At 61.6% G+C, this 13967-nt stretch carries 14 protein-coding genes; 7 read left to right on the top strand and 7 right to left on the bottom strand.

Features of this window, described 5'->3' with window-relative positions; genetic code table 11:
• Nucleotides 1-9: 9 nt before the first annotated feature.
• From ETC27_RS05340 to ETC27_RS05330, 3 genes are all read right to left on the bottom strand, one after another.
• On the bottom strand, nt 10-1167 hold the full coding sequence (locus tag ETC27_RS05340) for a polyamine ABC transporter substrate-binding protein (protein WP_240724812.1): 1158 nt from the start codon (nt 1165-1167) through the stop codon (nt 10-12).
• Between the two features lie 64 nt (nt 1168-1231).
• A complete protein-coding gene (locus ETC27_RS05335) occupies nt 1232-3061 on the bottom strand; it encodes a chloride channel protein (RefSeq protein ID WP_240724811.1) in 1830 nt (609 codons plus the stop codon).
• Nucleotides 3062-3174: 113 nt separating this feature from the next.
• Nucleotides 3175-3702, bottom strand: a complete 528-nt coding sequence (locus tag ETC27_RS05330; protein WP_136253966.1) for a YgjV family protein — start codon at nt 3700-3702, stop codon at nt 3175-3177.
• Nucleotides 3703-4184: 482 nt separating this feature from the next.
• On the opposite strand from ETC27_RS05330, the gene ETC27_RS05325 reads away from it, so the two are divergent.
• Complete coding sequence (locus ETC27_RS05325; RefSeq protein WP_136253965.1) at nt 4185-5702, top strand: MFS transporter; 1518 nt, start codon at nt 4185-4187, stop codon at nt 5700-5702.
• A 225-nt stretch (nt 5703-5927) separates the two neighbouring features.
• Here the strand turns inward: ETC27_RS05325 and ETC27_RS05320 are convergent, their stop codons facing one another.
• Together ETC27_RS05320 and ETC27_RS05315 are read right to left on the bottom strand one after the other, a co-directional pair.
• Nucleotides 5928-6215: a sll1863 family stress response protein gene (locus ETC27_RS05320; protein ID WP_136253964.1), complete on the bottom strand. Its 288-nt coding sequence runs from the start codon at nt 6213-6215 to the stop codon at nt 5928-5930.
• Nucleotides 6216-6333: 118 nt separating this feature from the next.
• The gene (locus ETC27_RS05315; RefSeq protein WP_136253963.1) at nt 6334-7101 is read right to left on the bottom strand and encodes a DUF1499 domain-containing protein; all 768 of its coding nucleotides are present in this window, start codon (nt 7099-7101) and stop codon (nt 6334-6336) included.
• Between the two features lie 321 nt (nt 7102-7422).
• On the opposite strand from ETC27_RS05315, the gene ETC27_RS05310 reads away from it, so the two are divergent.
• The 5 genes from ETC27_RS05310 to ETC27_RS05290 all read left to right on the top strand — a co-directional run bounded on the left by ETC27_RS05310 (nt 7423) and on the right by ETC27_RS05290 (nt 10316).
• Nucleotides 7423-8124: a nucleotidyltransferase family protein gene (locus ETC27_RS05310; protein ID WP_136253962.1), complete on the top strand. Its 702-nt coding sequence runs from the start codon at nt 7423-7425 to the stop codon at nt 8122-8124.
• Nucleotides 8125-8217: 93 nt separating this feature from the next.
• Entirely contained in the window at nt 8218-8562 is a 345-nt protein-coding gene (locus tag ETC27_RS05305) for a DUF427 domain-containing protein (protein WP_136253961.1), read from the top strand.
• A 43-nt stretch (nt 8563-8605) separates the two neighbouring features.
• A complete protein-coding gene (locus tag ETC27_RS05300) occupies nt 8606-9073 on the top strand; it encodes a hypothetical protein (protein ID WP_136253960.1) in 468 nt (155 codons plus the stop codon).
• A gap of 71 nt (nt 9074-9144) precedes the next feature.
• On the top strand, nt 9145-9690 hold the full coding sequence (locus ETC27_RS05295; RefSeq protein WP_136253959.1) for a nucleotidyltransferase family protein: 546 nt from the start codon (nt 9145-9147) through the stop codon (nt 9688-9690).
• Between the two features lie 188 nt (nt 9691-9878).
• Complete coding sequence (locus tag ETC27_RS05290; protein WP_136253958.1) at nt 9879-10316, top strand: anthrone oxygenase family protein; 438 nt, start codon at nt 9879-9881, stop codon at nt 10314-10316.
• Nucleotides 10317-10458: 142 nt separating this feature from the next.
• Here ETC27_RS05290 and ETC27_RS05285 read toward each other — a convergent pair whose 3' ends face one another.
• Entirely contained in the window at nt 10459-11700 is a 1242-nt protein-coding gene (locus ETC27_RS05285; RefSeq protein ID WP_240724810.1) for a TauD/TfdA dioxygenase family protein, read from the bottom strand.
• A 46-nt stretch (nt 11701-11746) separates the two neighbouring features.
• On the opposite strand from ETC27_RS05285, the gene ETC27_RS05280 reads away from it, so the two are divergent.
• Nucleotides 11747-12784, top strand: a complete 1038-nt coding sequence (locus tag ETC27_RS05280; RefSeq protein ID WP_136253957.1) for a T6SS phospholipase effector Tle1-like catalytic domain-containing protein — start codon at nt 11747-11749, stop codon at nt 12782-12784.
• A gap of 57 nt (nt 12785-12841) precedes the next feature.
• Here the strand turns inward: ETC27_RS05280 and ETC27_RS05275 are convergent, their stop codons facing one another.
• On the bottom strand, nt 12842-13837 hold the full coding sequence (locus ETC27_RS05275; RefSeq protein ID WP_136253956.1) for an ion transporter: 996 nt from the start codon (nt 13835-13837) through the stop codon (nt 12842-12844).
• Nucleotides 13838-13967: the final 130 nt, after the last annotated feature.

Here is a 13967-nt window from a genome sequence, read left to right as displayed (position 1 = left end):
TAGGGTCTCTCATGAATCCGGGCCGAGCGCCTTGTCACCCGCAGGCGGCTCGGCGACGGCGCCGGATGCCTCGTCGGGTGTGTCGAACAGGGCCGCGCGGGAGTATTCACGAAAGTACTCATGAAAGTACTCGCCGACGCGCTCTCGGGTACGCGCATACCAGTCATCGTCGCGGGTCACCGCGCGCTTGGCATTCAGGGGATGGGTGGGAATGTGCAAGCGCATGTCGAGGCCGGTGCCATGATGGGTGGAGACTTGGCGTGCCGCCGACTGCCGGGACGGGCCGTAGGGTATGTACCGGGCCAGCTCCGCCTGGCGCTCGGTGGCGGTGGCGAAGCGCAGGAAGCGGCGGGCCGCTTCGGGGTTGGGGGTGTGGCGAGGAATGACCCAGGTCTCGTGCTCCTGCACCTGGCCGTCCCAGAGGATCTCGATGGGTAGGCCGCGGTTGACCATGGCATCGAAGAAGCGTCCGTTGTAACCCGAGGCCATCACCACCTCACCCTCGGCCAGCAACCGCGTCGGCGTGTCGCCGGCCTGCCACCAGCGCAGGTCCTCAAGACTGTCCAGTCGCTTCAAGGCGAGGTTCAGGCCGCGCCGGGTACTGAGCAGCCGGTAGAGCTCCTCCCGTGGGACGCCGTAGGCAAGCAGAGCCCACTCCAGATTCGCTGCCGGGGTGTCTTGCAGGGCGCGAGGCCCGGGGAAGCGGCGTTGGTCGAAAAGATCGGCGATGGACGTAGGACGGCGCCCCGGGAAAGCATCGGGGCGATAGGCTACCACGGTGGCGAACACCGAGTGGGTGATCGCGCAGCGGCCGAAGGCGCCGGGGAGGAAGTCCTCGTCGGGCGGGGTGCCATCGGGGGCCGGGGCCACCAGCGAGGATGACAGCGGTTCGAGCAGGCCCTCCGCGCAGGCGGCCATAGCCTCGCTGCGGGTCATGTCGATCAGATCCCAGGGCACGTCCTGATCGGCCACGGCACGGCGCAGGGCCGCAAGGCCGCCGTTGTAGCGGGCGACGTTAATGGGGATACCGGTGGTATCGGTGAAAGGCTCGAACAGGGCGCGCTGCTGGGCCCGTTCGTAGGCACCGCCCCAGCTCAGCACCGTCAGGGGGGGTGGTGGTGCAACGGCTGCCGCAGCAACGGCTGGCAGGGGCCAGAACAGCGGCATGCCCATTGCCAAGACTAAGCCCATGCCCATGGCCCAAGCCAAGGCGGGCGCGCGCCGCCTGCGCTCAGCCCGCACCATATTCTTCCCGCCGTAGTGCATCGCTGTGCTGCAGGAAGGCCCGAGCGATGCTGGTCTCGTAGACCACCCCCAAGAAGGTGCCGGCCTCGTCCACTACGGCGATGGCCTCGCCAGTGACCTCCTGGAGATGGCGCATCGCCTCCCAGACCGAGGCCTGGGGCCCCAGCACAGGGCGCGGCGTGCTAGGGCAGTCCGTCACCGGGCGCTCGCCGTCGCCGTCCTCCTTCATGGCTTCAAGGTCGGCCAGGGTCACACTGCTCCGGTAGCAGCCCTTGGCATCGATCAAGTGGGCCTCGCTGTGGCCGGAGCGGCTCAACCGGGTCACTGCCTCGCTGACGCCCTGATCCGGCGGCAGGGTCACGCAGTCGTGGCTTAGCAGGTCGTGGAGCCGGGCATCCTGCAGCACGGCGCGGCTGCGACCGGCGGAGAGGTCCAGGCCCCGCTTCGCCAACTGGATATCGAATAGCGAGCGACCGAACAGCTGTGCCGCGATGGGACTGGCAAGGATCACGCTGGCCAGCGCCGCTGTAGTCAGCGCGTAGTTGCCGGTGAGCTCGAAGACGATCAGCAGGCTGGTCAGAGGAGCGCCGATCACCGGCGCGGTCACCGCCACCATGCCGCAGACGGCATAGAAGACGAAGGTGTCCTGGGCGCCGCCGAGGGCGCCGACCAAAGTGCCGCACAGGGCCCCGAACAGCGTGCCGATGACCAGCGCCGGGCTGAATATTCCACCGCCAAAGCCCATGCCCAGGCACAGCGCCGTGGCGGCCAGCTTGAGGCCCAGCACCAGTAATAGCTCCTGGGCGCCAAAAGCACCTGCAATGGTGGCGAAGCGCAGGGTTTCCTGGCCCATGCCGAGGATGTCTGGCACCCATAGGGCGGTTACGCCGAGCAGGGCCCCGGCAATCGCCGGTCGCAGCGAGGGAGGGAAGGGCAGTCGTTCGGCCAGCCGACCGACGCCGAGGATCGAGCGCATGTAGGCACCTGCCACCAGGGCGCCCAAGCCGCCGATGAGCACGAAGACGGCGAATTCCCAGGGGCGGGGCAGCACGGTATCGGCGACATGAAAGAGGGCGCCGCGGGAGAGCACATTGGTGGCGATGACGTGCCCGACGATGGCCGCGGCCGCCACCGGGGCGAAGGCGCGCAGAGCGTAGTGGCGCAGCACCACTTCATGGGCGAAGACGATGCCGGCCAGGGGGGCGTTAAAGGCCGTGGCGATGGCCGCCGCCACGCCACAGGCGATGGTGATGTTGTCCTCGGAGCGGCCCAGCCGGAGCAGCCGCGCCCCTAAGGACCCCAGGCTCGCTCCCAGATGCACCAGAGGGCCGTACTGCCCTACCGAGGCGCCAGCGCCAAGCGAGACCAAGCCGGAGAGCGCCGAGAGCGCGCCTTCCCGAACCGGCAGCCGCCCGCGGCGAGTCTGCACGGCGGCGATGACGTCGGCGGGGGTGTGAGGGCGGCGCCCGGGCAGCGTGCGGTGCAGCTGACCCACCACCAGCCCACCCAGGGTCGGCACCAGCACCGTCGCGATCACCAGCGCCCCGGGGTGGGGGAACATCATGCGCCCCCGGGGCGAGACCAGCAGCACGTCGTTAAGCCACAGCACGGCCGCCACGAAGCTCACCGCGGCCAGCGCCGCCAGGCCTCCGATCAATGCGCCTAACGCCACCAGTCCCAGGAAGCGCAGCATTCCCTTGGGCCCGTGTGGAACATCTTGCCCTGCATCCGGCATGGTCATCTTCAAGGTGTAGGCGGGTCGGTCACCGCTTGCAAGGATGATCGACCCTGGCGGGGCGAGGGGAAACCGCCTCATCCCGCTTTTCGCGACCAAGCTGCACAGGCACGATGCTCTGATCCAGTGTGGCTTCAAGAGTCAGTCAGGCAGAACTATGGCCTCGCTACTCGTACTGGGCCTCATGCTCAGCTTCAGCCGTGAATGTAGCGCAGGCGGGCATCCCGCCGCAGGCGGAAGATGGTGACCACGTTGGTCACAAAGATCATGCTTTCGGCGAGGGTGCCGCCAATCGAGCCGGCCAGCAGGTTGCTGATGACCCAGCACAGCGCGGCCAATGCCAGAGCGGCGCGCATGGCGATGCCGCTTAGCATGAACATGCCCCAGGTGCCCAGCAGCCCGGCCGCCAGCGCCGGGATATCCCGTGGCCCACTCCAGGTCAACAGAGCCACCGCCAGCGTGGCCAGCAGCATCATGATCATCAACCTGCGGTGACGCGGGAAGCGGCGCACCAGGGCGATGCGCAATACGATCAGCGCTGAGATCCCGGCCGCTACCCAGCTTTCAAACAGCGCGAACTGGGCGGCGAAGGCGACGTTGGCGAAGAGCAGCAGCACAAACAGCTTGTCATCACGCTTGCTGGCGAACCCCACCAGGCACAGCGCCAGCGCCACCAGGCTTACCGCTTGGCCCAGTAGCCATCTCAGTCCGATCTCTTCCATGCCAATATCCGCGTTACCGTTGAAAATGGGAGAGGCTAGCATGCCTCCCGCTCGACGTTTGCCGTGTCGGGTGGCTAGCCGCTGCACCGATCATACGCCTCGCCAGGCCTCGTGAAGAATCTTTGGCTACGATGAAAGGGCTGTTTTCATCTTCATGACGGTCTCTACGCTTGTTCATGTCTTACGTTGCCTGATGCCAGGATCAGGCCGGACATGAAGCTGACACGGTCGGACATGGGACAGTTATCGGCATCTCGTAATGTTTTAATTCGACGAGACGAGGTGCGTGCCAGTTTTGACGCTCCCACCTTGACCTGCTGGCATAAGGTGCTGAAGTTGTTCCGTGATTCCACCATGAGATGCTGCATGGGGATCCAAGCCAATAACGATATCGAGCATCAGCGGGCGGATACCGCGTTTCAGGTACAGCACCTGGAAGCGCAATGAGCCGGAATCGTCGATGCCTGCCATAAGGAGGCCGAATGAAGCCACTTTCGAGCACAGGGTTTGCGCTCTTTGGTGCCATACTCATCGCGATCAGTTACGGGCTCGCCCGTTTCGCCTTTGGTCTGTTCGTGCCTCCCATACGCGATGAGCTGGAACTCACGCCCTATGTGATCGGTATCATCGGTTCTCTCCCTCTTATCAGTTTTCTGTTGGCTACGCTGGTCGCGCCGTTTGCCGCGGACCATCTCGGTGCCCGCAACGCGGCGGTGCTGTCCGGTGCGTTCGGTGTCGGTGGTCTGACGCTGATCAGTCAGGCATCTAGCGCGCTGACACTCGGTGCGGGGGTGTTCGCCTGCGGTGTCTGTACTGGGTTGATGATGCCGGCGCTGACGGCTGCCATGCAGGCGTTGGTGAGGCGCTCGTTGCACGGGCGTGTTAGCTCGGTCATGAACGCAGGCACCAGTATTGGCGTGGTCGTGGCCGTGCCGACGGTGCTGTTCATGGCCGGCGCATGGCGCCTTGCCTACATTTCCTTCGCCGTGCTGGCTGTCATCGGCGTGATCGGTGCCTGGTTTCTCCTGCCCTCGGTATCTCGGATCCTGCCGGCAAACGCCGCGCCGCCTGCGCCGATCAGCGAATTACCATGGTCGCGCCTCATCAGGCTCTCGCTGTTTGCCTTCGTGATGGGCTTCGTCTCGGCCGCTTACTGGATATTCGCGCCTGACCTTGTTGTTACCCTGGGTGGCCTACCCGCCAACGCTACCGGTTGGCTATGGCTTGCGGTGGGTATTGCCGGCCTGGGTGGGGCCGTGGTGGCCGACCTGGCCGATCGCAACAATCCCCCCATTACGCATGCCCTGATGCTGATGATGCTGGCCGCAAGCCTTGCACTGATTGCCGCCAGCCCAGGCCAATCGGTGCTGGCGGCATTTTCAGCGCTGGTCTTTGGCTTGGCGTATATGAGCCTGACGGGACTCTACCTGATGACCGGCATTCGCCTGTTGCCGGGCCGGCTGTCAACGGGGCCCGTGCTGCCCTTTATGGCCGTGTCGCTTGGACAGGCGACCGGCTCGCCCGTCGTCGGTATGTTGGTGGACGCTTATGGCTATGCCAATGCGTTCTCTATTTTCTCTGCTCTCGGCATTCTGGTGGCGATCCTCTCGCCATTTTACCCGGGCTACATTGCCCAGGCGGAAGAAGAGGAAGGCGACGAAGATACCGGTCTCCAGGCCGCATACGACTACCAGCTGCAGGACGATGAGGGCGAGCCCCTTCATCCCGAAGCGGATATTGTTGAGGAAGCAGAAGAAGCAGAAGCTGAAGCCGCCGAAGCTGAAGCTGCCGCAGCGAATGCCGCCGCCGATGAAGCTGGCGAAGCGTCCGAAGAAACCAAGGGCTCTGAAGAAGCCAAGGACGCCGAAGCGGGCAGGGATTCTGAAGAAGCTACGGGGTCTGAGGAAGCCAAGGATTCTGAGGAAGCCAAGGACGCCGGAGAATCCCCAGCATCTGACGAGTCTGACGCCAACAAGCCAAACAATAAGGGTAATACCTGAGGTATCGGTCACCGGCCTTTTTCTCGGCCAAAGGCCGGTGACCGGCTTCTTCACAGCGGTGGGCTAGATGGCCTGAGTTCTGATGAACGGGTATCGATGACCGGGTCTCGATGACCGGGTCTCAAGAGCTCAGTTAAGCGCAGGGTCTATCGACGTCGGCGTGGCGATGGAAATCGAGGGCGCCGCTGATGGGCGCCACTCGCGCTGGGTCGACCAAGAGGCGGATTACTTGAAGCGGGTTCGCGCCTTCTCGAGGGATTCGCTAAGCGAGGCCCAGGCACGCTCCGCGCCGGCTTTCACATCATCCCAGGCGTCGTCGCTCGAGTTGCGCAGCTCGTCGAGCTTCTGGCGCATCTCATCGCGCTTGGCCTCGAGCTGATTGACCTCTTTTTCATGCTCGATACGTTTATCGGCTTCAGCGCTTTGGGCACGCGCCTTCATCTTATCGACTTCGGCCTGCAGCTCATCCAGCTTGGCGCGCAGTTTCTGTTCGTAGGCATTCCTGTCGCTCATGTGGGTCTCCTTTCCGGCTTCTGACAAGTGGAACCTTGAAGATAGCCTATCGCCTGGCGACGAGGCATCTGCGCCTCAGGATGGCATACTCCGCCGGGTTGATTGCAAGGGAGCGGCCTTATTGCGCCGCGCGGTCACTCAGGGCCATCAGGAAATCCTGAATGCGTGCAGCATTGGTCCCCAGGTCACTCTGGCCGATCCTTGAAGCTGAGCGCATATCGACGCGAACACCGTCGTCTTTCTCTGTCAGGCGAATCACCACATCGTCCTTGAAGCCGAACCAGCGGGTGGTCGCCGTGGCCTCAAGTTTCGAATCACTGACGGTGGCAATCTCCCAGCCCTGAGCGTCTACCGTGGCTTCTACCGCCGCCATGACATCCTCCATTGAAAGCGGCAGCTTGATCGCCTTCAGCCTACCGTAAGCGGCTTGCTGCTGGTCGGCGAAGCGCTGCGGATAGGCCACAGCATTGGGAGCAGCGTCGCGTGCCTCTGCCAGCGCCTCGAAGGTGGGCGGATTCTCAAGATCGGTAGTGATGTCATGGATCGGTGGCACCGTCTGCGCGCGCTGCATCATGTGGGCGGGAAGGGCGACCATCGCCACCACTGCCGTGCTAGTGATAAGCCCTGCCAGCAATGGGCGTGGGCGGCGGCAGAACGCCGCGATAATGACCGCCACCAGCCCCACCGCACCGGCAGCCGCCGCAATGTGCGCGCCTTGTCGCAGCATCGAGAACGACGTCCCAAGCGATACCCAATCCCATCGATAGGCCGTACCCGAGCCTGCCATCAGCACGCCCGCCACGATCAGCAACACAAACCCCAGCCAGGCAACTACAATCGGCCATGCACCGCCGCGCGGGCGCGGTTTGAATATCGATGATGCCATCTCGACTCCTTGTTGGTTATTTGTCCGCTATTCACAGGCGGTTCAGCGGGCTCGTACTTTCTATCGAGTTGTCTCTGTATCAGTGGTCTTCAGCATACGTGCTGGGGGGTGCTCTTGCCCATGCCGGCCGGTGATCCATTGTCCTTGTCTTATCGGACTCTCACCAAGAGCGGAGGAGAGGCTAGTAACCCCTAGCCTGGCGGAAAACCTAAGCCCGGCGCTATTCTTTACGGCAGCCTCTATGTCATCAGCACCTATGTCATCAGCACCTATGTAATCAGTCTCTGTTCCCCCAGCTTTATGGAGCGAACCCCAAGCGCTATGCCTTTCACGCCTCCCGCGAACCCCTTTAACGGTCAGGCTGATAAAAACGCCGACCACGGCATCACGCATCCCGCTACGACAAGTGTCGCCGTGATCATGGCCGCCGGCGCCTCGCGGCGCTTCGGTGCCGACGACAAGCGCCTGGCAACGCTGCCGGATGGACGCCACCTGCTCGCCGCCACCGTGGCGTTGGTGACGACCGCCTTTCCTGCTCTGCGCGTGGTGCTGCGTGAAGACGACGACCCCCAGGCACTCGGGCTTTCAGCCGATACCCCTATCATTCGCACCGCCCATGCCAGCGAAGGGCTGGGCGCGAGCATCAGAGACGCATTCATCGCTCTGCAAGGCGATGATGACCTCATCGACATGCAGGCCGCCGCCATTCTGCTCGGCGATATGCCCGCCTTGCGCCCCGAAACGTTAGAGGCCTTACAGCGCCAGATAACTCGCCAATGCATCGTGCGACCGGTGCAGGCCGGCAGGCCTGGCCATCCCGTGCTGTTCGGTCGAGCCTTCTGGTCTGAGCTTGCGGCCTTGGGTGGTAAAAATCGCTATAACGAAGAAGGGGAGAATCTCAAGGATGAAGGCGCGCGAAGCGTGATCCGTGCCAACCGGGAATACGCCATTGAGCTCGCCGTCGATGATCCGGGTATTCACCTGGATATCGACCATTCCACCGATCTCAGGCGCCTATCCTGAACAAGGACACTGATGAAAGCCTGTCACAGCACAGATGGCTCGGGTGTTCGCCTGTTACGCTAGCTTTTTACTTAGCCCGAAAGGAGCCGTGACATGTCTGCCGCCTCAGCGTCACCCCGCATCACCTTGCACCCACATTCCGGCCGGGTGCGCATCTATTCGGGTAACACCCTGATCGCTGATACCGAAAACGCCATCGAACTGTGCGAGCGGGGCTACCCCGATCGCTACTACATCCCCAAGGAGGATGTGGCTATGTCGATGCTGTCGATGTCTTCCACCGTCACCCATTGCCCCTTTAAGGGCGACACCGTGTATTACTCGCTCGACACTATCGCCGATGTGGCATGGAGTTACGGACAACCGAATGAAGAGATGAAAGCGATTGCAGGGCACTTGGCGTTTGATGGCAAAAAGGTCACAGAGCAGCTGGGATGATGGTGGTTTTCGCTCATCTCTGATCGCTTTGCAGGGAGGACGTATGCACCAAGTGGCAGCGCACTGGATAGTGGGATTACTGAGAGACAGGAATATTCCCTTTCTCATCTGCGGAGGGCTTGCGGCCAGGGGGTACGGCTCTGAGCGTGCACTAAACGATATCGATCTTTTTGTGCCCGGCACGCACTTTGGGGAAGTCGTTCAGGCGGGGCATGATTATGTATCCAAGAGTGCTGCTCGCCGACAGGAAGAGGGCTGGTATTTAACCTACGTTCAGTTCACATATGAAGGTATTAAAGTGGAGGTGGGTAATGCTGATGACGCTCGAATCTTCGACATGAATAAACAGACTTGGATACAGCTCAATATAGACTTTTCGCGCTACAAGACAGTTCGGCTGTTGGGCATGGATTTGCCCCTTATGCTGAAGGAGGATCTAGTCAAATATAAGTCAGCACTTTCACGCCCAGTAGATATCCAGGATGTTCGTGACATCAATGAGCGCGAATAGCCAGGCCATGAGCTGGATGCCGAAATCTCCGGTTCGCTACGTTGTTATCACCGGAGGTGGCAGGCATTAGCATGGACGCCGAATCACAGATCAAGGAGTGGGTGAAAAATGACCTTGAGCGCATGGAGGCGCTTACCGTAGCGGCTGCGCTGGACTTGCCAGAGTGGTGTCTTGCTGCGGGGTTTGTCCGAAATCTGGTCTGGGACAAGATGCATGGGTTTTCGTCGGCGACACCGTTAAATGATATTGATCTGATTTACTTCGATTCATGCGACTCGAGGGAGTCTGTCGACCGAGAAATGGAACAACGGCTCACCAGTGCCTCAGGACTTCCCTGGTCGGTAAAAAACCAGGCAAGAATGCACGAGCGGAACCTGGATAGCCCCTATGATTCCACAGAAGATGCCATGAGTTACTGGGTTGAAGTGGAAACAGCGGTCGGTGTCGCGCTGGATGGTGACGGAGAAGTGGTGTTGGTGGCCCCTTTCGGCGTTGCACCATTATTTAACTGCACCATCACGCTGAACGCTAAAAGGCCCAAGCCAACAGACTTCAATAGCCGCATAGGCGCGAAAAGGTGGCTGGAAATCTGGCCGAAGCTAGTGGTGAACACCTGAGGAATGCGAGCACGGCGTCACCTTTTGCATTGCGCCTTCGCCTGCATGCCAGAGCCACCCCTGCGCTGCGCACGGCGGTGGTTGGCAACTACTGTGATGCCGAATAGCCGAAGGTGGCCGATGGCTATGTCTGGTCGCTACCTTAGCTAAGGGCAAGGATTCGGGAACAGTTAGCATGGGAGAAGAACATGGACGTGATCGAGATCGTCGCCATCATGGCCTGTACCATCTTTGCCGGTGCGGCCGTCTACATCAATGTCGCTGAGCATCCCGCGCGGCTGTCGTGCGGCACCCAAGTGGCGGCGACGGTGTTCGGGCCGAGCTACCAGCGAGCGGCCATCATGCAGGCGTCGCTTGCCATTCTCGCCGCGGTGGCCGGGGCTGTCGTTGCGCTGGGGGGCGGGGGCTGGCTCTGGTGGCTTGGGGCGTTGGCGATTTTCGCCGTGGTGCCCTTTACCTTCATCGTGATCATGCCGACCAACAAGCAGCTGCTGGAGCCGGAGAGGGATCGCACCTCGGAGGCAACCCGGCGATTGCTGGTGAGGTGGGGCAGACTGCACGCCGTGCGCAGCGCCCTCAGCCTGGTTGCCGCGCTCCTCTACGTCTCGCTTGGCGTGGCCGCCTGACCGCGGCCAGCACGCCATCCCTCGGAGCTGGCCTCTCAAGCCGCTGACGCCCGGCGCTGTTCAGCATCCAGCAGTAGGCCGTGGCCAGTTCCCCCCGCGCCTGCCAATGGCGGACGCGGGTGATGCCTGAATCAGTTCTGAGTTAGTTCTGCATGGGAATGCCATCTTCCCACCTGAAGCCGATACCGCCGCCTTTCCAGACGCCTTCGCCAAATGGGCTTGCCTGATCAATGTTCAGGTGCGCCGGTAAATCAAAGCCAGGTGCAAGCGCTTGAACGCCGCGAACGGTACTGCGATGCATGATCCGTAACCCCTGTTCATCGGCGGGCAAGTGGGCGCCAGGGGCGGCGCGATGCGCGACCGCCAGATTGTCGATAAAGACGCAGTCGTTTTCCTGATACTCGAATTCGATGGCGTAGCCATTTTCCAAACCGGCATTGAGTATGTCGTTGTACTCATGGCAAAGCTGCTTCATTTCCTCGGCATTCAACAGCCGAAAGCCATCCTCATCGGGCAGTTTCTCAATGACAGCGCCCGTCATGCCCAGGTGCAGCCAAATGCACTTTTTCTTCGAGATCGGGTGCTCATGCACCACCGGATGCAGGACGCCAGACGCGGAATTGACCGAGGAAAGACGCCCCCAGAATGCTTTACGATCTTCCGGCAACGCATCATAAGCGGCACCCTGATGGGCGAAATAGGTGCCGCCGCCTTTTTCCGCCGGGCGAATGATGTGGTAACCCGAGTGCGAAAAGGTATCCGGGATAAAGCTGCCATCATTGTGCCATTGTGGGCCCACGCCGGGGATGCCGTGACGGGGATCGTTAGACAGGCGGAAGATGTGCTGATTGCCCTTGGGAGTGGCCGGGTGCACGCCGTGGGTGCTGTGCAATTCCTTGCCGCCCCACCAGCAGCTGGCGCGCAGAAAATCCTCGGCGTCCAATGGCGTTTCGTTCTTGAACACCAGAAAGCCGCGATTGGCCATTTCCTGCTCGAGTGCTTCGACAACGTCTGCTGGCGGTGTATCCCGCGAGGACAAGTCGATGCCCCTCACCTCGGCACCTATCGGGTCAAGCGGCGTAATGGTGCCGCCAAACCTTTCAATCGTGGCAACGCGTTCTGGATCGAGGGGCAAGATAGTCGATGGGCTAGTCGTCATGGCTAACCTCCTATCACTGTTCCCGTGCGGCGGTCGCAGAGCAGCAAACGCGACCTGGCGAGGTAAGCCCGTTCGTGAGGGCAGGGCAACTATCAAGTGCCAACCATCATGGGCCGCACAGGATGAATGTGCCCTTATTCTCTCAGAGTGCTCCAGCAGGACCAAACGACCGGCAGCTAGGGCATGAATGGCTCGCCGCCCATGACTGGCATTGGCGATTTTCATGGGCGAATTACACTGAAGAGCACATTGGCCAATGGAGGGTGGCGAGATGGCGAATATTGTTGTCTGCGCAGACGGTACCTGGAACCGCCCCGAGGATGACCTGAAAAAGGATGTTCCCACCAATGTGCTGCGGCTCTCCCGAGCCATCAATCCGGTAGGCGGTGACCTGAAGCAGCATGTCTTTTACGACTGGGGGCTTGGCTCATACCACGACAGCCTGAGCGCGGGGGTGACCGGTAAGGGCATCCAAAAGAACATCATGGATGGTTATCGCTATATCCTGCATAACTACGCTCCCGGCGACCGGATATTTCTGTTTGGCTTCAGCCGTGGTGCCTACACCGTGCGAGCGATAAGCGGGCTGATCAACAACTGCGGCATTCTCAAACGCCAGGATGCGCGCCTGGTGACAGAGGCCTGGAAGATCTACAAGAGCCCCAGCGCGAAGAACCATCCCCACGGCGAGGCCGCCAAGGCGTTTCGTGCCCGCCATAGCCATGCATCGCGGCAGGTGCATTTCATCGGCGTCTGGGACACCGTTGGTGCCCTGGGGATTCCCCATAGCCTGATGGGGCTCTTCGATCGGGATGACGAATTCTACGATACCAAGATTGGTGCCAACGCCTCGGTGGTACGCCAGGCCCTGGCCATTGATGAAAAGCGCGAAGACTTCGAGCCCACCCTCTGGCGGCCCAGAGCGGGGGTCGACATGAAGCAGGTCTGGTTTGCCGGTGTGCATACCGACGTGGGTGGCTCCTATCCGCCGGATAAAGAAACGGGCCTTCGCGCCTCTGATACGCCGCTAGAGTGGATGCTCAACGAGGTCGAAGGCGCGGGCCTGATGCTGGAGCGGCATCTACGGGCTAGCCTGACGCAAGGAGAGCAGGGCAAGCTCCACAAATCCCGTAAAAACGTGTACCGGTTGAAGCCTCCGTTGCAACGGGAACTGATCGTCTCAGGCAAGCCTACCCTCATTCACCCCAGTGTTAGGCGCCGCTACGAAGCCGACCCCAGCTACAGGCCACCCCAACTGAAAAGACTGGTCGATCGCTACGGCTGGGAGCATCTGGACGTGGGCGCCTGACCGCGGGCGCATCGACGGCACGCGGCCAAGCCAAGCTCGTGAGATCAGTCCGCCTCGCTATTCGTAATGCTGCTGCCAGCGCTTCACCGCTATCTGCTCCTTGAGCAGTTCCAGCATATCCACCAGCACCTGCTCGGTGATCTGCTCGGTTTTGGGATCGGTGCGCAGCCAGGCATCGAAGCCGCTGTCGGCCAGATGCTCCACCAGCGATGAAAACTCCGCCGACTTCAGCCCCGTCAGCGCCTCGTCGACCAGGTGGCAGGCCAGGTCGGAAAGCGATCCTTCCAGGCCGCGCGTCAACTGGCTGCCCATCGGCAGACGTGAGAGCCGCTTGAGCTCCGGGCTTTCCGCCAGGGTGCGGCTAACCAGACCGCGCACATAGCGCAGGGTATCGTCTCGGTTGTTGGTGTAGGCATCGCCCGCCATGGCCTCCAGCCGCTGGCTGACCTCGCGTATCAGCGCCTGTTTGCGAGGCTCCACCACACGCTCGACCACCGAGGACGAGAGCCCATCGCCGGAACGCAATTCCTGCTGCACGTTATCGAGCATGCGAATGGCGATACGGTCGGTCAGCTCCTCCATCAGGATATCCACGTACTTGGCGGCCACACCGTAGAGGTACCAGCGACGTACATCGATCAGCCCCATGCGTTGCAGGCGGTGCAGCAGCGAGATGACGCGCAGGATACGCAGCAACCTAAAGCCGCCCAGCGGGATGCAGCCCAGCACGTCGTACCAGTGCACGAAGGGATAGAAGAACCAGCGGTGATAGTGCCGCTCGGCGATGGCCACTGCCCAGCCCAGCAACACGTCGAGCAGGAAGATGCTCACGAACGCTAGGTCGATACTGAGGAAGTTGGCGTGGATGTTCTGCTCGTAAGCGCCATACAGGCCGGGCGCCACCGCCTCGAAGGCAGCGTTCAGCGGTGGTAGCAGGAACAGGCTATCGAACAGCAGCAGCGACAGGTTGACGATCACCAGCGCGATGATGAACAGGTCCCACACCAGATGGGCCCGTTCCAGGGCCGGCGAGGTCGTGCGGGTGGCAGGCATGGTGCCTCCTTGAACTCGATGCCGAGGGGTTGTTGTCCATCCTATAGTCTCCGCCTGCCGTCGACACCCTAGGCAATGTCTGAAAAGTACTACGCTCGCCCATACGGCGTTAAAAATCGGCTCGGGCGCG

The organism is Onishia niordana, assembly GCF_004798965.1.
Classification (GTDB): Bacteria; Pseudomonadota; Gammaproteobacteria; order Pseudomonadales; family Halomonadaceae; genus Onishia; species Onishia niordana.
The sequence above is the reverse complement of the archived record's forward strand: the minus strand, read 5'-3'. Positions and strand labels throughout refer to the sequence as shown.

Bases quoted from the DNA above. Each gene is read 5' to 3' on its own strand.
- ETC27_RS05340 (WP_240724812.1), bottom strand. From the start codon at position 1,167: ATGCCGCTGTTCTGGCCCCTGCCAGCCGTTGCTGCGGCAGCCGTTGCA.
- ETC27_RS05335 (WP_240724811.1), bottom strand. From the start codon at position 3,061: ATGAGGCGGTTTCCCCTCGCCCCGCCAGGGTCGATCATCCTTGCAAGC.
- ETC27_RS05330 (WP_136253966.1), bottom strand. From the start codon at position 3,702: ATGGAAGAGATCGGACTGAGATGGCTACTGGGCCAAGCGGTAAGCCTG.
- ETC27_RS05325 (WP_136253965.1), top strand. From the start codon at position 4,185: ATGAAGCCACTTTCGAGCACAGGGTTTGCGCTCTTTGGTGCCATACTC.
- ETC27_RS05320 (WP_136253964.1), bottom strand. From the start codon at position 6,215: ATGAGCGACAGGAATGCCTACGAACAGAAACTGCGCGCCAAGCTGGAT.
- ETC27_RS05315 (WP_136253963.1), bottom strand. From the start codon at position 7,101: ATGGCATCATCGATATTCAAACCGCGCCCGCGCGGCGGTGCATGGCCG.
- ETC27_RS05310 (WP_136253962.1), top strand. From the start codon at position 7,423: ATGCCTTTCACGCCTCCCGCGAACCCCTTTAACGGTCAGGCTGATAAA.
- ETC27_RS05305 (WP_136253961.1), top strand. From the start codon at position 8,218: ATGTCTGCCGCCTCAGCGTCACCCCGCATCACCTTGCACCCACATTCC.
- ETC27_RS05300 (WP_136253960.1), top strand. From the start codon at position 8,606: ATGCACCAAGTGGCAGCGCACTGGATAGTGGGATTACTGAGAGACAGG.
- ETC27_RS05295 (WP_136253959.1), top strand. From the start codon at position 9,145: ATGGACGCCGAATCACAGATCAAGGAGTGGGTGAAAAATGACCTTGAG.
- ETC27_RS05290 (WP_136253958.1), top strand. From the start codon at position 9,879: ATGGACGTGATCGAGATCGTCGCCATCATGGCCTGTACCATCTTTGCC.
- ETC27_RS05285 (WP_240724810.1), bottom strand. From the start codon at position 11,700: ATGAAAATCGCCAATGCCAGTCATGGGCGGCGAGCCATTCATGCCCTA.
- ETC27_RS05280 (WP_136253957.1), top strand. From the start codon at position 11,747: ATGGCGAATATTGTTGTCTGCGCAGACGGTACCTGGAACCGCCCCGAG.
- ETC27_RS05275 (WP_136253956.1), bottom strand. From the start codon at position 13,837: ATGCCTGCCACCCGCACGACCTCGCCGGCCCTGGAACGGGCCCATCTG.